Below are 23,401 nucleotides of genomic sequence, written 5' to 3' on the forward strand. Positions count from 1 at the left end.
CAATGTCAACCTTAACTGTGGAACTTGGAGAACGTAGCTATCCTATACAGATAGAGGCTGGGCTGCTTTCGCAACCCGGCCTTTTTAGTGCCTGTATAAAAGGTCCGCTGGCAGTTATCGTAACAAACGAGACCGTTGCGCCCCTTTACTTAGAAACCGCCAAGGCAGCATGTGGTGACGTTCACGTTGAAACTATCATTTTGCCAGATGGCGAGCAGTACAAGAATTTAGAACAATTCGAAGTGGTCATGACTCGCCTGCTCGAATTGAATGCGGCAAGAGACACCACATTAATCGCCCTTGGTGGTGGTGTGATAGGAGATCTCACAGGCTTTGTTGCAGCAACTTACCAACGCGGTGTGCCTTTTATTCAAGTGCCTACTACCCTGCTTTCTCAAGTTGATTCCTCGGTAGGCGGAAAAACCGCAGTAAATCACCCTCTGGGTAAAAACATGATTGGTGCTTTTTACCAACCTGTTTATGTTGCTATCGATACCGACTCGCTGGCGACACTACCGACAAGAGAATTTGCTGCTGGTATGGCAGAGGTTATTAAATACGGCATCATTTACGATGCATCGTTTTTTACGTGGCTTGAAGAAAACGTTAACGCACTTACGTCTCTTAATACTGAAATCCTTACCTACGCCATTTCCCGCTGCTGTGAAATAAAAGCAGAAGTTGTTGCGAAAGATGAACGGGAAGGTGGCCTACGCGCCATTCTTAACTTAGGCCACACGTTTGGTCATGCTATTGAAGCCGAACAAGGTTATGGCAATTGGCTACACGGCGAAGCGGTAGCCGCTGGTACTATAATTGCTTGTAAAGCTGCTGAAGCATTAACATGGTTTGAAGCGTCAGAAACCCGACGCGTGTCAGCGCTGTTCGAAGCTTTTGCGCTGCCTATTGCAGGGCCTAGTAGCATGACGAAAGACGACTATGTTAAGCACATGAAACGCGATAAGAAAGTGGAAGCGGGCAGTATTCGATTTGTACTTCCTCAAGGCATTGGCAAAGCGGTTGTCACCAAAGACGTTACAGACGCCATCCTTACTGACATTCTATCTTAGTCATTCGCGTTCGCGACAAACTGGCAGCGTGTCCTTTTATTATTCCTGATACGCGGGAAACTTTTAATAAGGTGCGTTGCTAGACAGTTTTTAAAGCAACGGTGAATAAGGGCAAACTCCCATGCAAAGTGAGCTGCATGAACGTTTGGAATATCTGGTTAATTACTCTTCTCAGCTGATCTTTGTCAGCGGCGAGTCTATTGCTCAGCAACAAAAAACCCTTGAAGCCTTTGTCTTCCAACAGCACGATGATACCGAAATTGCGTATTTGACTGCGCAAGATAATATGGAGCCTTCTGACTATCGTAGACAGCTTTGTCGGCAGCTACTTGGCCAAGTAGTAGGAAGCTTTGTTCGCCCCCTAAATGAGTTGCTTTCTGACTTGAATAGCCACGAAGGCCCAATTCTAATTGCTATCACCCAAGCTCATAACCTTCCTGATGCGCTGTTACAAGAGCTGTGGGACTTAGTTTTACAAAGCCGATTCGCTGGAAACAAACAGCATTTAAACGTCTTGTTATTCGCAAATAACGCATGGGCTGAGCGCGCTAAACAATGGCTTCCTGCTAAAAATACTGAAACTCCTCTTATTATTAGTAGCCAGTCTGTTATTAGCGAGCAGCGTAACTACGAGTCAGACCTCGACAAAATGATAGCTTCCCGCAGAGAAGCGTTTCAGGCTCATTTAGAAAATAGACAGCGTGAAAATACTAAGACATTCACTAACCCGCTAAAAACAAAATGGTTTTATGCTTGCGTAGCTCTGGTGTTTCTGGCCACTTTCTGTGGCCTTATCTATTGGCAATACGGTGAAAAGCTCGCATCAATTTTCTCTCCTATTAGCCGACAAACTCTTGAAGCTAACGACACCCAGGTAGAACCGGGTTCCGCCTACGATAAGCTCATTGCTGGCGGCGAGGATGAAGAAGGGCGCAACGTCGCTGTTGAGAAAATCGAAGAAGATACAACTGATGGTATGCAAGGCCGTGTGAACACGCAAACCGGTAATGTGGAAATTGTTTCAACACCAAGTGCAACACCTGTGTTAACCAGTCAGCCAACCCTTGATAAGCCAGTAGAGAATGAAATAGCAGAGAATGACTCGCTAATTACCGATTGGGAAAGCGCAGTATCATCACTGCCTAATGCAGGTTCGTCGCCTGAACCAGAAAGCAATAATAGTAATATTATACCAAGCGCACAAAGTGGAAGTTCTTCCTCACTCGATACTAGTGCGGGTAAAACTACTGACCAAAGGGCTGCAGATAATACACAAACAACACTAACGAGCCCGCAAAACACTGATACAGCGCTTGGTAGCGAAACGCTGAACCAACCAACAGTTCAGCTAGAGCAGTGGATTAGCGCTAACGATTACGCCATTCAAATGCTAGCGATGAAAAGCGAATCGGTGCTCAATGCGTTCTTGCGTGAAAACAATCTTGTAGCGCAAACCCGCATTTATAAAACTGAACGCTACGGTGGCGATTGGTTTGTGGTTGTTTTTCGAGAAGTTTATCCGTCACTATCCCAAGCACAGCAAACTCGCGCAGCGTTACCTGAATATCCGGGCAAACAAAATGCGTTTATAAAGCGAGGTAGTCAGATCCTAGCTGAAATAGACAAAGCGCAAAATTAAGCCGATTCAAAGACCAAAAGGCGTAATTAGTTCTGATTATTTAGCAAAATTCCACTCTTGCGACACTTGTTGGTTGTCCGTTTTACTGATGAAAGTTACAATCTACCTTTAGCGTGGTGATATCTGATACTGATCAGCATAAAAGTATAAAGACGACCCTTTCCCTTGGAACGGCGGCGCAAGGAAAAACCACCGTCTTCATTCCGTCTAGGTAGTAACGTTTAAGCATGATGCAGAAAAAGAACCGTGCCTTTTTAAAGTGGGCCGGTGGCAAATACAGCTTGGTTGAGCACATTCAGGCCAGATTACCGCAAGCTAACAAACTTATAGAACCGTTTGTTGGTGCCGGATCTGTATTTCTGAATACGCAATACAAACGCTACCTGCTTAATGACATCAACCCTGACCTCATTAACTTATACAACTTCTTAAAAGCCCAACCCGACGCACTTATTAACGACGCGCGCTCGTTTTTTGACGGGAGCCGCAATGAAGAAAAGATGTATTATGACTTACGAGAAGAGTTTAACGGCACACAAGACGAATACTATCGCGCTATTCTTTTCCTCTATTTGAACCGCCACGGCTATAACGGTTTATGTCGATATAGCCTTCAAGGTCGTTTTAATGTGCCGTTTGGCCGTTACAAAAAGCCCTACTTTCCAGAAGACGAAATGTTTGTGTTTTCTGAAAAATCACAAAAGGCCACCTTTACCTGCCTACCGTTTGAGAAGGTTTTTTCGAGGGCTAGACGAGGCAATGTTATTTATTGTGACCCTCCCTATGCACCTATTAGTAAGACAGCAGCCTTCACCAGTTATGCAGCGCGAAGTTTTGGGCAAGAATCTCAAGAAAAGCTAGCGGAATTAGCCACCCGAGCTTCTAAAAAGCGTGGTATACCGGTGTTGATATCGAACCACGACCTACCGCTAACCCGTGCTTTATATCAAGGAGCAGACTTTAGCATGCTTTCAGTTAAACGCTCGATTAGTCAAAATGGCGCGAAGCGACAGCCAGTAGATGAAATACTGGCTTATTTTCCACCGGCAAAAGTTATTGCGAAGCGAAAAACACGTAAGAAAAAATAGCCCCGCGTTCTTCTGCTGAATAATTACTGCAAAAGAGGTTAGAGAATACCAATTTGAAGCAAGAAGATACTCAGCGCTTCTGCTAAGTGTGAAAGAATTATCAGCCGTAGCCTGTATACCACTTTACAAACATGAAAAGCGAAACAACGAATATCACAACTAAAATAACACCTATAACAGCAAAGCTGATAAAAGTACCTTTAGTAAAGTCACGTTCATAGTTTTTATGGCTTTGAACACCGAACAGGCTTGCCACTACACTACCTAGAACTGACCAAAAACCAGTACCAGATTGCATAATGTTCCCTTAAGAGTCGTTTGAGGGTGAGGTGAAATCCCGATTGCCATCGTCGCTGTGAAGCAACTCTAGTAAATCTAAAAAGTGAAACTGAAAGGAAGGAGATTTTCCTGCTATCCATGATAGCCAGCTGACTTCTTCTACTCCCTCTTGATGACGGGCGCATTGGTTTTGAATGTGGCTTGCAGGAAGTTTTGGATTAAATTCGGTAACAGGTTGAAATTCACAAACAGACGAGCGTGAGCTGGGCGGATTTGTAACGGCTACGCTAACTAGGGCGACGGCTCCACAAATCGCAAAAAAAGGAAGAACTTTCATCCTGAATACCCCTTACACTCGTTTAAAATTTAATCTCATTATAATCAAAAGCAGGTAACGAACAAGTTAAAAATGCATTGCTGTTCAAATTGAAAAGCCTAATGCAATGACATCAGGCTTTTACAACTCAACGTTTTAATTAAGAGGCCGTTCCATCGAACTCTTTTTTAAAAATTAAAGCTCGAAGTCTACTGAATAAGCTACAGTAAATTTAACTGCATCGTTATCGAATTCGTCGTCACCGCCCATATCATCAAGGTCAGTGCCCGTAATCGCAAAACTAAATCCGTCTTTTGCAATTGAAACGCCGTAGTCTAAATAACCTTCAACGCCATTGAACGCCTCAGCAAAGTCACCTTCGTGGTAACCAACGTGAAAACCAAGCTCAGTACCGTTTAAAATTTCCGTGCTGTAATCAAGTGATGTGTATGATGCTTGAGCGAATCCAAAATCCATTGTTTCTGGCTCATCGGCTTCAGTGTGAGCTAGTAAGTAAACGGTAAGGCTAAAGCCTCCCATGCCTACTGAGCCGTATAATTCCGCAAAGTCGAAGTTCGCTTCATCATCGTAGTTGTAGTAAAGGTAACCGAAATCATACGCAATGCCATCAGACTCGCCAGCAAAACCAAAATACATATCGTGCTCGTATGAATATACATCACCTGCACCGTAATTTACGTTAGACGCCCACGTACCTGCATAAAAACCGCTTTCGTGAGCGTAGTCGATACCGCCCTGTACAGCAGCTTCGTTAGTTGTCTGTGTTAGACCACGCCAAATGTAGTTGCTGGTTGCACTTGCATTGGCAGTAAATTCGCCTTCGGCATAGCTCGGCATTGCAGTTAGTAGAGACGCTGAAGAAATAGCAGCGGCAAGTAAGGTTCTTTTTGTAGATGTTTTCATGTGTGTTCTCCAGTCAAATTCAAACTTGTTGTAATTCGTTTTTTCTGTCTGTCTTTTCTTTTTGGACTGGGTAACGCAAGGTTGATGCCCATTTATGGTTCATTAAAAAAGCTCGCAAAAATAACTATAATCCACTGATAAATAACAATTTATAAATTCACTCACTATCGCTCTCGTAATTTATACGACTCAATTGTCGTTTAAAAATGCACCAATAAAACGCAGCCTCCCCACAATTGGGCAACGGTACCATTCACGGTTGTTTGTCTTAAATTCATGTCAAATCATCCTTGTTGCGCCCTTTGCATAGTAAAGAAGCATGGTTTTGGGTAAACTTTCGCAACCCTATAACGTAAGTGGCAACGCACCTTGTTGTTTTTGATTTGAAGGACACGCAATGAAACCGTTTTTAATTGCCCCATCAATACTTTCTGCCGACTTCGCTAGACTTGGTGAAGATGTAGAAAAAGTATTAGACGCAGGCGCCGATGTGGTGCATTTCGATGTAATGGATAACCACTATGTGCCAAACCTTACGTTTGGGCCAATGATTTGCGAAGCATTGAGAAAGTACGGTATAACCGCGCCGATTGATGTTCACCTTATGGTAAAGCCGGTAGATGGCCTTATTGAGAAATTCGCCAACGCTGGCGCAAGCTATATCAGCTTTCATCCAGAAGCGTCTGAGCACATAGACCGTTCACTTCAGCTTATTATTGACGCGGGCTGCAAACCTGGCTTGGTATTTAACCCGGCCACGCCGCTACACTACCTAGATCATGTTATGGATAAACTACACCATATACTTATTATGTCGGTGAATCCTGGCTTTGGTGGTCAAAAGTTTATACCCAGCACCCTAGATAAAGTGCGTGCGGTGAAGCAGCGCGTGCAACAAAGCGGCTACGATATTCGAATTGAAATTGACGGTGGCGTAAAAGTCGATAACATTCGCGCAATAGCAGAAGCTGGTGCAGATATGTTTGTGGCTGGTTCGGCCATTTTTTCTCAGCCCGATTACAGCGATGTGATTGCGCAAATGCGCGAAGAACTTTCATCGCTATCTAAAGCATAGTTTTTAACAGTATTTAACGTATTACAGGTAAATAGAAATGAGTAATAAACCCGTTGTATTAAGTGGCTGCCAGCCTTCAGGACAACTTACCCTTGGCAACTATATGGGTGCACTTAAACAGTGGGTTTCCATGCAAGACGATCACGACTGCTTATACATGATTGTCGATTTACATGCGATCACCGTAAGACAAGATCCAAAGCTGCTTGCCGAAGCTTGCCTGGACGGGCTATCTCTTTACCTAGCGTGCGGTATTGACCCGCAAAAGAGCACGCTATTTTTGCAATCGCATGTGCCAGAACATGCGCAGTTGTCGTGGGTATTAAATTGCTATGCTCAAATGGGCGAGCTAAACCGCATGACGCAGTTTAAAGATAAATCTGCGAAAAATGAGAACAACATAAATGTGGGCTTGTATAGCTACCCTGTGCTTCAAGCAGCAGACATTTTGCTTTATCAAGCGGACAAAGTGCCTGTGGGTGAAGATCAAAAGCAACACCTTGAGTTAACACGTGACATTGCTACCCGCGTGAATAACTTATATGGCGACGTGTTTCAATTACCTGACCCTTATATTCCAGAGTTCGGAGCTCGTATCATGAGCCTGCAGGAGCCAGAAAAGAAGATGTCAAAGTCAGACAGCAACCCAAATAACTTCATTGGTTTGCTAGAAGACCCTAAAAAACTGGCTAAGAAGATTAAACGCGCGGTAACCGACTCTGACGAACAAGCTAATATCTACTTCAATCCAACCGAGAAGCCAGGTGTATCTAACTTACTTACCCTGCTCTCTTTAGCTACGGGTAAATCGGTAAAAGAGCTCGAGCCTGAGTATACAGATAAAATGTACGGTCACTTGAAAGGTGATGTCGCGGATGCAGTGGTATCTTTACTTGAACCTATTCAAACTCGCTACGCTGAAATTCGTGCAGATAGAGTGTACTTGGATGAGGTAATGCGCCAGGGTGCTGAGAAAGCATCAGCCCGTGCAGCAGAGACGCTGGCCAAAGTTTACAAAGCAGTGGGTTTTATTCCAAAGCCGTAACTTAAATACAGTATGCAAAGGGCATGAAGCGCTAATAGAGCGCTTCATGTCTCAACCGTAGCTTTATAAACATACCAAGGATTAACGCTGCTGTGTTGCTGTTAATTGATAACTTCGATTCGTTCACTCATAACCTTGCCAGGTATTTCACAGAGCTCGGGGCTGACGTTGAAGTAGTGCGAAACAACGCCCTCAATATTGACGATATATCGCGCTTAGCACCTTCTCAGCTTGTTATATCCCCAGGTCCTTGCACGCCTAACGAAGCAGGTATCAGTTTATCTGCAATAGAGCACTTTGCCGGTAAAATCCCCATAATGGGCGTTTGCTTAGGTCATCAAGCCATAGGTCAAGTCTTTGGTGCTGACGTGGTAGGCGCAAAAGAAATTAAACACGGTAAAGTTTCAGCGTTATCCCATTCCAATACAGGCTTATTTAAAGGGCTACCTGACACCTTTAATGTGACCCGCTACCATTCGTTGGTGTTAGACCCTGGGTCTTTACCGTCATCACTGCGCGTCGATGCTTGGTGCGAGACAGCTTTAGGGACCAAAGAAATTATGGCGGTTTCCCATAATCGTTACCCTATATGGGGGGTTCAGTACCATCCTGAGTCGTTGCTTACCGAACACGGTCATAGCGTACTTAGGGCTTTTCTTCACTGTAAAAACGTTTAAGTCTACAGACTCGTTGCCGATACCCTAGATAGTGTAAAAGGTTACGCTTGAAGGCCGTTAAAATTCGCAATTCACTGATTTTTCGTTTAACTTTTCATAATCAAGTTTAGCCAAGGTGCTAACAGAGCTTTATGTGGAAAGTTACATAAGCGATATTAATCATTGCAGGGTGCTAACTGTGCTTTTAAGTGGTAGCTACATCTTCATCATTACGTAGCGAAAGTTATAAAGGCCCCTAATGTACGATAATATTACCGTTCACCAAAAAGTTATGAGCAGGAGTGCTTTTAATATGACAATGGGGGCAACCACACCGCCGACGATAGATGATCGATTTGAAAATATGATCATATCACCCGAGCGTGTGCTTGAAATGCTAGGGAAGCGCAAGGTGGGCGAAGTCAGCTTCGAACAGTCAGAACAGGGAGACGCACGTAGGCTTTTACTTCACGTTGAAAAAGTGGCAATTGAAAACAAGCGCCTGCAGGAAAAAACAGAAGCCTCTTATTTAGAATCAGTAAGCCACCACCTTCACGAGATTTTGCTTGGTGAACTAACTGAACAACTGAGCTATACCGACGAACTCGTACAGAAAGTGCTCAACTTGCCTGAAAACATTGGTGAGCTACTAGATGCTTTATCTGTAAAAGCGTGCTCAGTTTCAAAACTAGAGCCGATAGTCGCCACCATGCCATGGCTTTACGACGAACTTATCGTGGTAGTAAATACTCCCCAATTTAGACGAAAAGACTCGCGGGGACGTATTATTGTGGTGGAAACTTTACGCACTGCGTTAAGCTTTTTAGGCATCGAAAACTTACGTACGCTAATTCCCTCATTGATTTTAAAGCGGGCAATGCCTCAAATTACTGACCCTTACCCGTTGATAAAACAAAAACTGACGCATTACTCCACGGGCGTTGCGCTTACTGCCAAACGTCTCGCTACATTAAGTGACCTCAACAAAAATCAAGCCTATGTATTGGCAATGGTAAGTAACCTTGGTCGCTGCGCCGTTACGCGGCTTTACTTCAAACTGTTCGATAAAATTCAACTGCACCTGCTGCAAGAGTGTCAAAAAGATAAAGAACAAAAGCGTCACGAGGCTTTACTAAAAATTGCCCCATCAGCAAATCATCTTATTGCCTTACAGCAAGAATTTGCTGATGCAATTAGCGCAGACATTATGGAGTGGATGCACTTTACCCGCCTGCCAATTGCACAACCAATGCGTGCGTGTGCTGATAAACAGCCTGCACAGGCCAAAACGTTGAGCAAAATACTCCACCAAGCGCGCGCTTACACGCAAATACGAATGCTGCATCAGTTAAAGCTTGTCGATATAAAAGAAGTTAAACCACTTTTTGCAGAACAAAAATACCCTGCAGGTGCACTAGAGGCACTTAAGAGCACGGATATCTTTACTCTTCCGCTAGTGAAAAATGAGGATAGTTACTAGGGCTTATTGCCACACCCTGCCCATTTAGAACAAAAATCGGGCAACATAGCGTACAAAACGCTAAATAATTTGTGGATATTCATGCATTGGCTATGCACTTTTTTCGTCCTTGGTGTCTGACACTCAAAAATATTGACGTTAACTCAGTGGTTTGCCTGTTTTATGCTTAAATAAATCGGCAAGCTCGTTACGGCCCATCCCCCCTTTTTATTCCGTTAAATCACCACGCGGCGCTTTTCTTAGCGTAAAAGTTGATTATTACTAATTGATATAGCCCAGTAGTTAATAGTTATTCACTTTTCCTGCAAATTAAGCCACAGTCCTTATAAATAAAGGGCTGCAGCCCTTCGCATAGAAGACAAATGTTAAAAAAAATGGCATACTGTAAATTAAATCCGATTAGTTTTTATGCGCCCAATTGATGCTTATCGACTCACGCAGCACGAATAAAACGTGCGCATCGATTAGACAAGCAGGCTCACATATTGTGATTGGCGCCCAATGCAGAGGTAACAAAGATGAACGTAACTCGCGCTACATTTGATGATGTAATGGTTCCTAACTATAACCCAGCAGGCATGGTACCTGTTCGAGGTGAAGGTTCACGCGTATGGGATCAAGATGGAGCTGAGTACATCGACTTTGCAGGCGGTATTGCAGTAAACGTTTTAGGTCACTGCCATCCTGAACTAGTTAAAGCGCTTAACGAACAAGGCAGCAAGCTTTGGCACCTTAGTAACGTATTTACCAACGAGCCAGCCCTTCGCCTTGCTAAAAAGCTTAACGACGCAACCTTCTCTGACAAAGTTTACTTTGCCAACTCTGGTGCAGAAGCCAACGAAGCGGCACTTAAACTAGCTCGTCGTTGGGCACTTGATAAGCACGGTGAAGACAAGAATCAAATCATTGCTTTTAATAAAGGTTTCCACGGTCGTACTTTCTTTACCGTAACGGTAGGTGGTCAAGCGGCTTACTCTGATGGTTTTGGCCCTAAGCCAGGCGCTGTTGATCACTGTAACTACAATGACCTAGCTGCCTTTGAAGCCTTAATTTCAGATAAAACTTGTGCGGTAATGATGGAGCCGCTTCAAGGTGAAGGCGGAATCATTCCACCGGACACCGACTTTGTAAAAGGTGTACGTGAGCTTTGTGACAAACACAATGCACTACTGATTTTTGATGAAGTTCAGTCAGGCGTTGGTCGTACTGGTCACCTTTATGCTTACATGGGCCTTGGCGTAACACCCGATATCCTAACTACAGCTAAATCCCTTGGTGGTGGCTTCCCAATTGGCGCTATGCTAACAACAAATGAAATTGCTGCACACCTTAAGCCAGGTACCCACGGTAGTACTTACGGCGGTAACCCACTGGCCTGTGCGGTTGCAGAAAAAGCGTTAGATATCGTAAATCAACCAGAAGTGCTTGAAGGCGTACTTAAGAAAGAAGCGCTTTTCCGCGAGTTACTTGGCGCTATCAATGACAAGTACAACGTATTTGAAGAGGTACGTGGTCAAGGCATGCTGTTAGGTTGTGCGTTAAATGAAAAATATCAGGGCCGCGCACGCGACTTCATGATGGCAGCGACCAAAGAGAACCTTATGTGCCTTGTTGCTGGCATGAACGTTATTCGTTTCGCACCTTCACTGGTTATTCCTGACGAAGATATTAAAGAAGGTCTTGCACGTTTTGAGCGCGCCGTTGCCGCCGTTGTAAACGCCGAATAATTACAACACGAGTAGCGAACATGAATATCATTCGCCCTATCACGAAGGCCGACTATAACGCGCTTAAAGAAATCGCCGTCGAATCGGGTATTGGCTTTACGTCTTTACCTGTCAACGACGCGTTGCTGCAGCGTAAAATTGACCGTGCAGAAACCGCGTTTAACAAGCCAAACGTAACAGAACCTGGCGATGAGTCGTACTTGTTTGTAATGGAAGATACCACTACCGGACAGGTAGTGGGCACGACAGGTATTGAAGCCGCAGTAGGCATAGATGATGCGTTTTATCATTATCACCTAAGCAAGGTTGTGCATGCCTCACGCGAACTGAACATTCACAACACGGTAGACATTCTAACGTTTTGTAATGACTACACAGGGGTTACTGAGATATGTACCCTGTTTCTTCGTGAACAAGCCCGCGGAGGCATTAACGGCCGCTTTCTTTCGAAGGTTCGATTCTTGTTCATGATGGAGCATCGCGAACGCTTCTCAGAGACAGTAATTGCTGAAATGCGCGGCGTAAGTGACGAAGAAGGGCGTTCACCGTTTTGGGAGTGGTTAGAAACCCACTTCTTCTCGATGGACTTCCCGACTGCCGACTACTTAACCGGCATTGGTAATAAAGTGTTTATTGCTGAACTTATGCCAAAGTACCCAATATACGTGAATCTGCTTAGCAAAGAAGCGCAAGAAGTCATTGGCGAAGTCCATGACAAAACACGCCCTGCACTTCAGCTTTTAGAAGAGGAAGGCTTTTCTTGCCGTGGCTACGTAGACATTTTCGACGCAGGCCCAACGGTAGAAGCAAACTTGAGCCACATCCGCACGGCTCAGTCGAGCTTAAAACTGCCTGTAGTCATTGACGATAGTGCAGCTGCTCAAGGGCAAACGCACTACATCATTAACACATCAGTATCTGATTTCCGTGCAGTCGCCACCGAGATGACGGTAAGCGAAGAAAAGCAAGTTGCTGTGCTATCTCGCCAGGCCGCTGCTGCATTGAATGTCGCAGAGGGTGAGCACGTGCGTTTTGCCCCCGTTACATTCAGAGATTAAAAGGACACCCACTATGCTACATACACATTTTATCAACGGTGAATGGGTTGCCGGGCAAGGGCACGACTTAACGTCAGTTGACCCTGCAAAAAACGAAGTGATTTGGGAAGGGAAGTCTGCGACTGCTTCTCAAATTGATGACGCCATTAACGCCGCTCGTTCTGCGCTTGTAGCCTGGAGCATGAAAACCGTTGAAGAGCGTCTTGAAATTATCAAGGTTTACGGCACTAAGCTAGAAGAAGCTAAAGCGCACCTGGCCAAAGTTATGGCAAAAGAAACGGGCAAACCAGAATGGGAAACCGCTACTGAAGTGGGTGCCATGATGGGCAAAATCGGCATTTCTGAAAAAGCTTACTTTGAGCGCACGGGCAACGTTGAAAACCCAATGCCAGTAGGTAAAGCATTCATTCGCCATAAACCTCACGGCGTTGTTGCTGTATTTGGCCCATACAACTTCCCTGGTCACCTGCCAAACGGACACATTGTTCCAGCCCTTATTGCAGGAAACACAGTTGTGTTTAAACCAAGCGATTTGACGCCTATGGTTGCACAAGAAATGGTGAAATTGTGGGACGCTGCTGGCCTGCCTGCGGGCGTACTTAACTTGGTACAAGGCGAAGTTGAAACAGGCAAAGCGTTGGCGTCGCACAACGACATCGATGGCCTTTTCTTCACAGGTAGCTCGCGTACAGGAAAAATTTTGCATGAGCAGTTCGCTGGACACCCGGGTAAAATCTTGGCCCTTGAAATGGGCGGCAACAACCCTCTTATCGTGAAAGACGTGGCGGATGTTGATGCAGCTGTACACGATATCGTACAGTCTGCTTTCATTACTTCAGGTCAGCGCTGTACGTGTGCACGTCGTCTATTTTTACCAGCTGGCGCTAAGGGCGACCAAATCCTTGCTCGCCTAATAGAAGTAACCAAAAACATTAAAGTTGGCGAATACGATGCTGAAGATCAGCCGTTTATGGGCGCAATGATCTCAAGTAATGCTGCTGCTCTAATGGTAAAAGCACAGCAAGAACTTGAAAACCTTGGTGGTAAAGTGCTGGTTCGCCTTGAACAAAAAGACAAAACCAAAGGTTTTGCTACCCCAGGTATTATTGATGTTACCGACATGCTTGCTTCACTGCCAGACGAAGAACACTTTGGCCCACTGCTAAAAGTAATCCGCTACAGCGACTTTGATGCTGCTATTGAAGAAGCGAATAACACCAGCTTTGGCCTGTCAGCAGGCCTTCTAGGTGACAACGAAGAAGACTACCGCTACTTCTTCGCGCGTATTCGTGCTGGCATCGTAAACTGGAACAGACCTATCACGGGTGCTAGCAGTGCTGCGCCGTTTGGCGGTGTGGGCGATAGTGGTAACCACAGAGCTTCCGCATTTTATGCCGCTGATTACTGTGCATACCCAGTTGCATCCGTAGAGCTTGATAAAGTCACTATGCCGGGCAAGTTAAGCCCTGGTTTGTCGATGTAACCTAAGCTTTTACAGCGTTCTAAAGGCCGATGTAGAGTGCGTCGGCCTATTAAGCACCAACCCTATACGAACTATTCATTTAGAAATAGTCGACGACAGAAAGGACCCTATCATCATGCATAGCAACATCGATACGTTGTTTAGCAACATGTGGGACGATTACGTAACCATCACTCCTTCAGCGCATAAAATCCATGCACTTTTGGCGGGTGAGGAAAACACGAACGATATCGTTAACGACCATGTAGCTTTTAGAACTTTTGCTCTTGATAAAACCCGCTTAGACAAGCTTGCTGCGCACTTCTTAGCATTGGGTTATGAAGCGAAAGGCGACTATGACTTTGAAGCTAAAAAGCTCACTGCAAAGCACTTTGAGCACCCTGACGATACTAAACCAAAAGTATTTATCAGCGAGCTTCGGGTAAACGAGCTTTCTGAGACGGCTCAAGCTATTATCAAAAAGATGGTAGAGCAAATGCCTGAATCTGTAGTGGATGCTGATAACTTCTTGTACTCGGGTAAGCATTGGGACGTCACTAAAGTAGAGTACGACACACTGCTTAACGAGTCAGAATACGCGGCGTGGATGGCGGCATGGGGCTTTCGTGCTAACCACTTCACGGTAAGTGTTAATCACTTAACCACCACTGACGAGCTGTCCGACGTAAACACATTGCTTAAAGAAGCAGGCTTTGTGCTGAACACTTCGGGTGGTGAGATAAAAGGCGGTCCAGACGTATTTTTAGCCCAATCTTCAACTATGGCTGACCGTGCTGACGTAGCATTTAGCGATGAAACTGTGGCTATTCCAAGCTGTTTTTACGAATTCGCACAACGCTATGAGATGCCCGACGGCAAGCTTTACAAAGGCTTTGTTGCTGCATCGGCAGACAAGATCTTTGAAAGTACCAATGCTAAGTAACGAGCTTGCTTAGTCATTAAAAAAAGCCCGTTAGGGCTTTTTTTTGTTTAAGCTTAGCAAAAGACATTACCGCTTAGGCTCAGTGGTATGTCTGGCAAGAAACTGATCGTAAGGCATAGGTTTATCAAAGTAAAACCCCTGCATTAACTTAATATCCGCTTGCTCCATAAAAGGCAAATAAGACTCTAACTCTACCCCTTCAGCCACTACATCTATTTGCAGACTCTTCAACATAGCTATCAGACCATTAAAAAGCGCGTTCGCTTTGCTATCTTGGTGAATACCTTGAATTAAGCTTTTATCTACCTTGACCACTTCAAACTGAAAACTCCTCAGGTAGCTAAGTGATGAGAAACCACTGCCAAAGTCATCTAAAGACAACCTAAACCCACTCTCTCTCAATGTATTTAATGCCCTTAGCGCTGACTTTTCGTCCCGTATAAACACTGACTCAGTGAGCTCTAGCTCTATAAACTCGGGAGATATGTTGTTGTCCAGACAAACGGAGGCTGCCTGGTCAGGGAATTCCGGGTCGAGCATTTGATTAGCACTAATATTAACCGATAGCGGAATAGCTTCGCCTTGTTGCGACTCCATTATCGAAATATAGTCGCATGCGGCTTCTAACGCTTGTAGACCAATGGCGCTATCTAGCTTGTGCTCTTCTGCGATGGGTATAAATACTGCTGGCGATACAACACCGTGCAAGCCAGAAATCCAGCGGCATAGCACTTCACCACCTTTTAATACACCATTTAAGTCATATTTACCCTGAATATAAAAATCAAGGAGGTGGTTCTCTACAGCCTTGCGCAAGTCGTTTACCATACTGACCTGCTGCGTCATGCTCTCATAAAGCCCTGGCTCATAAACAAAGGTTTGCCCTTTCCCAAGCTCTTTTGCGCGATACATTGCCGCATCGGCACACTGCACTAAGCCTTCAATGTTAGCGCTGTGTTCTGGAAATTCAGCAATACCAATACTGGCCGACAGTCTGAGCTCCGTCCCTTTTACACCAATGGTGTCTTCTTCAATTTGGCTAATAAGCTCCTGTGAGCGTTCGCCAATTTCTTCAATATTTTGATTAGGCACCACGGCAATAAACTCATCACCGCCCCACCTACCAACTTCGCCAATAGGACCGAACATACCGGTAAGTAATGCGCCTATGCGCTGCAGCTCTACATCCCCCCTTTCGTGCCCTGCGTTGTCATTTATGGCTTTAAATCCATCTAGGTCTATAAATACAAGAGAAAAAGGCTGCACTTTCTTCACTAAAGCTGCAATAGACTCACGTAGCGAGTTACGATTTGAAAGGCCTGTTAATTCGTCATGCAACGCGAGTTGACGAAGCTTCGCCTCGTTGCGCTTTCTATCGCTGATATCGCGCATAGTTGCGATTAAATAAGACGAGGTTTGTTGATAGGTTTCGAACAAAGCTACAGAAATATCTACCGCCTTTATCTCGCCGCTTTGTGTTTTGATCTTAGACTCAAATCGAACCTGTTTGTCGAGTGCCAGTTGAGCTTTGTCAACTTTCTCTGCGATAAATACTTGGTTAAAATCCAGCCCAATGCACTGCTCTTTAACCGAGGCAGCAATTAACCTTATAAAGGCATCATTACACTCTGTAATAGCGAGATCGGGAGAGAGGACTAACATTGGCTCTCTTGAGCTAGCGAACGCAGAGGCCATTAAATGAAAAGATTGTTCGGCTTTGCGCTGCTGGGTAATATCTTTGGTGGTTCCCACAATGTGCAGTGCTTCACCCGCGCTTCCCCGCTCCAGTACACGACCGCGCAATCTTACCCATTGGTAGCTTTTTTCTAACATTAAACGAAAGGAAAATTCAACGCGATCGCGATTACCGTGAAGTGCCATAGTCCAGTGAAATTGAAGCCCTTCTAAATCGTCTTCATGTACCCGCTCGAGAAGCTGAATTAAGGTGCCCGACCACGTAGACACGCTTTGTGAGTGAAGAGAAAACGAGCGAATCTCCATGACGTCGCTTTGCGCCTCCCAACTCCAAAATGACTCTTGTGATGCCCACAGGGCCAGTTCCAAGTCCTTTTGCGCACGTTGGCTTTTCTGTAAAGTAGCATATAAGCTTTGCGTCTTTTCTCTGAGCAACGTTTCTGCTTGCTCTCTGGCATTTCGCTCTCGTTTTAAACGACGCCCAATTAAAGCTGAAGCGTCATTATCGCCGGGCTTGCCATTCGATGTTTCATCTGACATTACATCCCCCGTCAAACAACAAGAGATATGCTAAATTCGTACGTGTAAGGCGTTTCTAGCTGATGGGTTTCCCTTTCAAGTTTGCAGTTGTAATGGGCTGCAGCGGCGTCCATCAAGCCCTCCGCTAAGGGGTATAACTCTCTTTCAGAGTAGTATTGTAGGCGCATGGAGGTGTCTGTGCGTGACAGCACTTTAAAACGGGGGAGATCTGCGTCAGGGTAAAGCTTTTTAACTTGGACATGAATATCGCCGTCCAAGTGTTCGAGCATGTCTAGCATGCTATTGGTATTGGCTAATACGTCACCGTGTACAGCGCCTAACTTACCAAATAAATAAAAACCAAAGTCGTATAAGAGTTCATTGGCAGATTTACCCGTTCTTTCCACCAGCACACCTACTAGGCGTTGCATCTGCTCGAACGGGTAATAACCCACTGCGGTATAAGCTCCGTCGTTCTCTAACTCAGCTTCCATGATGACATCATCAGCGAACTCGGGAGATACCTTCTCCTCAAGCATATCGATTAACGATGTAAAAACTATGCCTAACATGTAAATTCCTCATTCGTTCCTTTAATGAGTGTAGTTCACCTAAGCATAAGAACAACTTAAACTTTATGACAAATCTTCAGGTGCTTCGTTCTTATTTGGTAGCACAACTTCTACGCTATCAACCCGCTGTAACCCACGAGGCAATTTATTCCCCCTACGGCCTCTTTCCCCCTGATAATGCGTAAGATCTTCAGCACTTAACGTCATGTTGCGTTTCCCTGCTCCAACCTTGATGGCTGCTCCGTCAGGCACAACGGTCAGTACTTTCACATACTCTTCACGGGACTGTGATTTTGCCGAAGGAATATTGATCAGCTTATTACCTTTTCCTTTGCCTAAACTTGGCAAGTCACGAAGCGGAAACATAAGCATGCGGCCTTCGTTAGAAATACTTAAACACCAATCAGAGTCAGGATTAGTCACAGGCATTGGTTTCATTACTTTCGCTGCTGTAGGTAAGGACAAGTAGGCTTTACCCGCCTTATTCTTGCTAACCATGTCTTTAAATGTGCCAACGAAACCATAGCCCGCATCAGAACCTACCAAGAACTTACTTTCGTCTTGCGCCATAATGACGTGCTGGAAGGATTCCCCACCAACAATACTGAAACGGCCGGTTAAAGGCTCGCCTTGGCTTCGTGCAGACGGAAGCCCGTGAGCATCGCACGAGAATGTTCTCCCTGAGCTATCCATAAATACCGCTGGCTGATTACTTTTGCCTTCGGCGCTAGATAAATAAGCATCACCCGCTTTATAACTGAGCCCTTCGGCATCAATGTCGTGACCTTTTGCACAGCGTGCCCAGCCTTTTTCTGAAAGCACAACTGTAACTGATTCAGCAGGCACCAACTCTTTTTCAGACAGCGCTTTAGCTTCGCTACGCTCGACAATAGGTGAACGCCTGTCGTCACCGTATTTTTCGGCATCAGCAAGGATTTCTTTTTTAATGAGGGTTTTAAGGCGACGATCTGAACCAAGCAGTTGCTGTAGTTTGTCACGCTCGGCCGCTAGCTCATCCTGCTCACCCTTAATTTTCATTTCTTCTAATTTGGCTAAGTGGCGAAGTTTCAGTTCTAAAATGGCTTCAGCTTGTTTATCACTTAAACCAAAACGCGACATCAGCTCTGGCTTGGGTTTGTCGTAAGTACGAATGATCTCGATAACTTCATCGATATTCAAAAACGCAATTAGCAAACCTTCTAGAATATGCAGGCGAGCTAGTACTTTATCTAAACGATACTGTAACCGACGCGTTACCGTATCTTTTCGATACTGTAACCACTCAGTCAAAATAGTACGCAAGTCTTTAACCTGAGGACGACCGTCCAGACCAATCATGTTCAGGTTAACTCGGTAGTTTTTCTCAAGGTCGGTAGTTGCAAACAGATGCTGCATTAATTGGGTAACGTCAATGCGATTTGAACGGGGAGTAATCACTAAGCGAGTCGGATTTTCGTGATCAGACTCATCACGAAGATCGCTTACCATTGGCAGCTTTTTCGCCTGCATTTGCGAAGCTATTTGTTCTAGAATCTTTGCGCCAGACGCCTGATGAGGTAGAGCGGTAATAACCACATCCCCATTTTCTTCGCCGTAGACAGCACGCATTTTTATTGAGCCTCGCCCCGTCTCATAAAGCTTTTTAATGTCGGCTTTTGGCGTAATAATTTCGGCTTCAGTTGGGTAGTCAGGCCCATTTACATGCTCTAAAACATCGCTGAGCTCTGCTTTACTGTTATCCAGTAACATAGCACACGCGTTAGCCAGCTCTCTTACGTTATGGGGGGGTATATCGGTTGCCATACCCACTGCGATACCTGTCACACCGTTAAGTAAAATGTGCGGTAAACGGGCGGGTAGTACACTTGGCTCTTCTAACGTACCGTCAAAGTTAGGCACCCAGTCTACCGTGCCTTGGCCAAGCTCGTTTAGCAGCACTTCCGAGAAGCGGGAAAGCTTAGCTTCTGTATAACGCATGGCTGCAAAGGATTTAGGATCATCCGGTGCGCCCCAGTTTCCCTGACCGTCAACCAAGGGATAGCGGTATGAGAAAGGCTGCGCCATAAGCACCATGGCTTCGTAGCAGGCAGAGTCACCGTGAGGGTGAAATTTACCCAGTACATCACCTACGGTTCTGGCAGACTTTTTATATTTTGCATTCGCGCTTAAGCCCAAATCGGACATCGCGTAAATAATACGTCGCTGTACCGGCTTTAAACCATCTGAAATATGCGGAAGAGCACGGTCCATGATGACGTACATGGAATAGTTAAGATAAGCGTCTTCGGTGAAACGTCGAAGAGGAAGTTGCTCTACCCCATCGCGATTAATGATGATCTCGTCACTCATGATAGTTTTTTCGTTTTGTTATTAATACCAATGCGCTCGTAATAGAAAGGCCGCCATTCGCGTTTTGTGTAGCGCACTACTTACTAAATGTACGCGAGCGTTTAGGCTATTGTGGGGTAAACCGCAATTGTGTGCAATCTTTGAAAACAATTGTCATCACTTTTCAAATAGCCCAAGCCTAACTGGCTTGGCTATGCAGCAAAGACTCTCCCTCTCTGAACGCTATCAATGTGTTAATTGTTTGCTTTGTTATTCTGCAAATAGAGTGTTTAAATAGAACGGGTTAAATTTTCCATTCAGTATTCGCCCTAAAAATAATAAAACCCTTATTTAAATGGTAGTTAAAGTACAGAATAATATGGCAACCTTTCGCGCATTTTCTTTCCTATTTATTTTGCTAGGTAGCTTCTGGCCTTCTTGTTCCCATGCGCAACATGTTGAGCAGCTTTTTGACGAACAAAGTACGCTAGATTTATCAGACTCGCTGTACTTTTTGTTCGAAACCGATTATCAGCTTACCATTGGTGATGTATCAAGAAGGCGAAATGACTTCCTTATGCATCCTCACGGTAACCCGAATTTCGGTTTTCGCAATAATGGTATGTGGTTACTAACTTCCGTTGCCAATGTTTCAAACGACAAGAACTGGGTATTTTCAATAAATTTCAGTCAGCTCGATAACGTCGATTTCTATTTAGTACAAAATGGAAAGGTCATTAGCCAAAGTCATCAAGGTAAGGCGCAAAAAGAACAGCGTTTTCGCGTTCCTACCTTTCGGGTTGAACTCGCTAACAGCGACCCCGTTGACCTTTACATACGCATTGAGAGCCACTCATCAAGTCTCATCGCACCACTTCGCATACAAGCTGAGCCTTTGCACAGCAGTTATTTCCAAATGGACAGTTTGCTCTGGGGCTTTTTTTACGGCGGCTTACTCATACTTGCCATTTACAATTTGGCCTTATTTTTCGGCGTAAAAGAAAAAAGTCTGATTGCTTATGTTGGATACATATTAGCGGTTATCTTGTGGCAATTTGTGTGGGGCGGACATACACATCTATTGTTCACCCAAGGAATCCCTTTGTGGCTGGTCGGTCATTCAGAATTGATATTCGTCATTATAGGTATCAGTTCAGGCTTGTTTACCATGACCTTCTTAGAAACCGAAAAGCACTCACCCACTGCTCATCCTATTATAAACTTATTATTGGCATGTCAGGCACTGACTGGACTCGTTTGCTTCGTAGATCTACTTCCCCCCATTTGGAAAAACAACTTGGTATATGGCGTAGGACTGGTAGCGATTTTGAGCTATATCTACGCAGGAGTTGAGGCCTTCTTTAATAATTTCAGACCTGCACGCTACTTTATTTTTGCGTGGGGCATGCTTGCTACCGGCGCTATTATTGGCATGTTGAGCCTTATCGGCGCGCTGCCCTCAAACGACTTTACTACCTACTGCTTCCAAGTTGGCGTTTTCCTTGAAGCTGGGCTCTTTTCTTTTGCTCTCATGGAGAAAAGCAGGAGTCAGCTTGAAAGTGAAGTAGAACAAGCAACCGATGATTTACGTAATAATGTTGAGCTTATTGAAGAGCAGAATGCACGCTTAGACATTGCGCGAAAAGATGCCATAAAGGCCAGTAACGTAAAATCCCAGTTCCTTGCGAATATGAGTCATGAGATACGGACGCCGCTTAATGCAATATTAGGGTTTAGCAAAGAACTTAACAACGCATTGCTACCTACTGACCAGCAAGAGCAGGTGCGAATAGTTAATACTGCAGCTGAAAACCTGCTCACTATTGTTAATGACGTACTCGACTTTTCAAAAATTGAAGCGGGCAAACTACAAATAAACAACCAACCTTTTTCACCCAATAAACTGCTCGAAGAGATGGTCACTATCATGGCTAAATCTTCGCACAGTAAGCGCATAGAGTTCGTTTTTGACTTAAATCCGCTGCCTGAAAAACTTATCGGCGATGTATTTCGCATTAAGCAAGTGCTTAACAACTTACTCAGTAACGCGCTTAAATTCACTTCTAGTGGCGCTATTACATTCTCAGCAAGCGGGCGCTCGCTTCCCCATGGTATCCACGAATTGAATATTCTCGTTGAAGACACGGGAATTGGCATTAGTCGACAAGATAGGAAAAAGCTATTTAGCGCCTTTTCACAGGTAGACGATGCGCTAAATCGCAATTATCAAGGTACGGGCTTAGGTCTTGTTATTAGCAGAGAACTCGTTCGCCTGATGAACGGAGACCTTACGCTTAAGAGTGTGCTGGGACAGGGCTCCACGTTTGGCGTTTCCCTCCGCATGAATCAGCTTAGTCAAAAGTATTCGTTGACAAGTAGCGAAGATTGGAAAGAGAAAAACGTCGTTATTTTCGACCCCATTCCCGCAACCCGGCGTTCAAGCGCGAATATGTTGTCTATATTGGGGGCCAAGGTCACCTCAGTGGAGTCCTTAGATTATTTAGCTACGCTAAGTGGTCAATATGACTTCTTTATGGCAACAGTACCGGTAAGTAAATTGGCATTGCGCGATACTTACTTAAGCCGATTTGTTCAGTTTTCTGCTCAAAAACGAGTGCTTTGGTACTCTGGTCCAGAGCCGTACGCTCAATATCCAAGTCTATCGCAGCACTTCCATTCGCAGATACGTATGCCAATAACGTTGACTAAGTTGGATAGCTTAGTCAACCAGCATGCAACACCTGCGAAAAACGCCATGCAAGAAAAGATTAGCAGCTTACCGAACGTGAGAATATTAGCTGTTGATGACATGGAAATGAATCTAAAACTCTTACATACATGGCTTGACCATTCACCTGTAGAGCTCATTACAACCATTAGCGGGCAAGATGCGGTAAATCGGTGTCAGACACAAGAGTTCGACCTGATTTTAATGGATGTTCAGATGCCAGGGATGGATGGTATACAAGCAACCAGAGAAATTAGAAAGTCGCCTGTAAATATGGGCACGCCCATTATCGCTGTCACCGCTCACGCATTTAAGGAAGAACAGGAGCGATTGCTCGCATCAGGTATGGATGATTATCTTCCTAAACCTATCGAAGTAGAATTACTAATTAACCTAATCAAATCCTGGTGTCATAGCATTGAACCAGGGGAAATAGAGCTTCCCTCTGTTGACTGGCAACTCGCGCTAAACCGCGCTAATCAAAACCAAGACACCGCAAAAGAAATGTTAAACGGCTTTATCGCGCTTCTTCCGGAAACCATTGATACACTTTCAGCGCTGTTGGAAGAACAAGATTATGACTCGCTTAAAACCGAAGTACACAAGCTTCACGGGGCATGCTGTTATACTGGTTTGCCGCGCATGCAGCATTTGGCGAATGACACTGAAAGCGCGCTCAAGTTAGGCCAACATAAACTTGTAGGTGAGCATTTGCCTGCACTTATCGCTGAAGCCGAGAAAGTGTTGCGGGAGAGTAAGCCCAGTGTATAACGAATTATTCGCCACGCATATCGCAC

General features: G+C 44.8%; 18 protein-coding genes. 12 read left to right on the forward strand and 6 right to left on the reverse strand.

The features are described 5' to 3' along the window. The first annotated feature begins 2 nt into the window (after window positions 1–2). From aroB to D1814_RS05615, 3 genes are all read left to right on the forward strand, one after another. Window positions 3–1,070, forward strand: coding sequence for a 3-dehydroquinate synthase (gene aroB / locus D1814_RS05605; RefSeq protein ID WP_118490479.1), 1,068 nt, complete (start codon window positions 3–5; stop codon window positions 1,068–1,070). A gap of 121 nt (window positions 1,071–1,191) precedes the next feature. Next, on the forward strand, window positions 1,192–2,709 hold the full coding sequence (locus tag D1814_RS05610) for an SPOR domain-containing protein (protein ID WP_118490480.1): 1,518 nt from the start codon (window positions 1,192–1,194) through the stop codon (window positions 2,707–2,709). A 227-nt stretch (window positions 2,710–2,936) separates the two neighbouring features. Further along, window positions 2,937–3,797, forward strand: a complete 861-nt coding sequence (locus D1814_RS05615) for a Dam family site-specific DNA-(adenine-N6)-methyltransferase (RefSeq protein ID WP_118490481.1) — start codon at window positions 2,937–2,939, stop codon at window positions 3,795–3,797. 100 nt (window positions 3,798–3,897) lie between these two features. On the opposite strand, the gene D1814_RS05620 is transcribed toward D1814_RS05615, so the two are convergent. The 3 genes from D1814_RS05620 to D1814_RS05630 all read right to left on the reverse strand — a co-directional run bounded on the left by D1814_RS05620 (window position 3,898) and on the right by D1814_RS05630 (window position 5,316). After that, window positions 3,898–4,095, reverse strand: coding sequence for a DUF2970 domain-containing protein (locus tag D1814_RS05620; RefSeq protein ID WP_118490482.1), 198 nt, complete (start codon window positions 4,093–4,095; stop codon window positions 3,898–3,900). Window positions 4,096–4,104: 9 nt separating this feature from the next. Next, window positions 4,105–4,413 (reverse strand): hypothetical protein, encoded by a 309-nt coding sequence (locus D1814_RS05625; protein ID WP_039217648.1) that lies wholly within the window; start codon window positions 4,411–4,413, stop codon window positions 4,105–4,107. 174 nt (window positions 4,414–4,587) lie between these two features. Beyond that, window positions 4,588–5,316, reverse strand: coding sequence for a TorF family putative porin (locus D1814_RS05630; RefSeq protein ID WP_118490483.1), 729 nt, complete (start codon window positions 5,314–5,316; stop codon window positions 4,588–4,590). A gap of 397 nt (window positions 5,317–5,713) precedes the next feature. Here D1814_RS05630 and rpe point away from each other — a divergent pair, with 397 nt between their 5' ends. The 8 genes from rpe to D1814_RS05670 all read left to right on the forward strand — a co-directional run bounded on the left by rpe (window position 5,714) and on the right by D1814_RS05670 (window position 14,762). Next, on the forward strand, window positions 5,714–6,391 hold the full coding sequence (gene rpe, locus D1814_RS05635) for a ribulose-phosphate 3-epimerase (protein WP_118490484.1): 678 nt from the start codon (window positions 5,714–5,716) through the stop codon (window positions 6,389–6,391). A 37-nt stretch (window positions 6,392–6,428) separates the two neighbouring features. Beyond that, entirely contained in the window at window positions 6,429–7,436 is a 1,008-nt protein-coding gene (trpS, locus tag D1814_RS05640) for a tryptophan--tRNA ligase (protein ID WP_118490485.1), read from the forward strand. 92 nt (window positions 7,437–7,528) lie between these two features. After that, entirely contained in the window at window positions 7,529–8,113 is a 585-nt protein-coding gene (locus tag D1814_RS05645; RefSeq protein WP_118490486.1) for an anthranilate synthase component II, read from the forward strand. 292 nt (window positions 8,114–8,405) lie between these two features. Then, window positions 8,406–9,572, forward strand: coding sequence for an HDOD domain-containing protein (locus D1814_RS05650; protein WP_118495320.1), 1,167 nt, complete (start codon window positions 8,406–8,408; stop codon window positions 9,570–9,572). A gap of 518 nt (window positions 9,573–10,090) precedes the next feature. After that, window positions 10,091–11,299, forward strand: coding sequence for an aspartate aminotransferase family protein (locus D1814_RS05655; protein WP_118490487.1), 1,209 nt, complete (start codon window positions 10,091–10,093; stop codon window positions 11,297–11,299). A gap of 20 nt (window positions 11,300–11,319) precedes the next feature. Then, entirely contained in the window at window positions 11,320–12,357 is a 1,038-nt protein-coding gene (astA, locus tag D1814_RS05660; protein ID WP_118490488.1) for an arginine N-succinyltransferase, read from the forward strand. Window positions 12,358–12,370: 13 nt separating this feature from the next. Continuing rightward, window positions 12,371–13,840: a succinylglutamate-semialdehyde dehydrogenase gene (astD, locus tag D1814_RS05665; protein WP_118490489.1), complete on the forward strand. Its 1,470-nt coding sequence runs from the start codon at window positions 12,371–12,373 to the stop codon at window positions 13,838–13,840. A 115-nt stretch (window positions 13,841–13,955) separates the two neighbouring features. Beyond that, window positions 13,956–14,762, forward strand: coding sequence for a DUF1338 domain-containing protein (locus tag D1814_RS05670; RefSeq protein ID WP_118490490.1), 807 nt, complete (start codon window positions 13,956–13,958; stop codon window positions 14,760–14,762). A gap of 66 nt (window positions 14,763–14,828) precedes the next feature. On the opposite strand, the gene D1814_RS05675 is transcribed toward D1814_RS05670, so the two are convergent. From D1814_RS05675 to parC, 3 genes are all read right to left on the reverse strand, one after another. Next, window positions 14,829–16,997, reverse strand: coding sequence for a putative bifunctional diguanylate cyclase/phosphodiesterase (locus D1814_RS05675; protein ID WP_118490491.1), 2,169 nt, complete (start codon window positions 16,995–16,997; stop codon window positions 14,829–14,831). An 11-nt stretch (window positions 16,998–17,008) separates the two neighbouring features. Next, window positions 17,009–17,548: a heme NO-binding domain-containing protein gene (locus tag D1814_RS05680; RefSeq protein ID WP_118490492.1), complete on the reverse strand. Its 540-nt coding sequence runs from the start codon at window positions 17,546–17,548 to the stop codon at window positions 17,009–17,011. Window positions 17,549–17,611: 63 nt separating this feature from the next. Further along, window positions 17,612–19,897, reverse strand: a complete 2,286-nt coding sequence (gene parC / locus D1814_RS05685) for a DNA topoisomerase IV subunit A (protein ID WP_118490493.1) — start codon at window positions 19,895–19,897, stop codon at window positions 17,612–17,614. Between the two features lie 358 nt (window positions 19,898–20,255). On the opposite strand from parC, the gene D1814_RS05690 reads away from it, so the two are divergent. Further along, window positions 20,256–23,375 carry a hybrid sensor histidine kinase/response regulator gene (locus tag D1814_RS05690; RefSeq protein WP_118490494.1) on the forward strand — a complete coding sequence of 1,040 codons (3,120 nt, stop codon included), beginning with the start codon at window positions 20,256–20,258 and terminating at the stop codon, window positions 23,373–23,375. Window positions 23,376–23,401 lie beyond the last annotated feature (26 nt).

The sequence above is a fragment of the Alteromonas sp. BL110 genome, from assembly GCF_003443615.1.
Classification (GTDB): domain Bacteria; phylum Pseudomonadota; class Gammaproteobacteria; order Enterobacterales; family Alteromonadaceae; genus Alteromonas.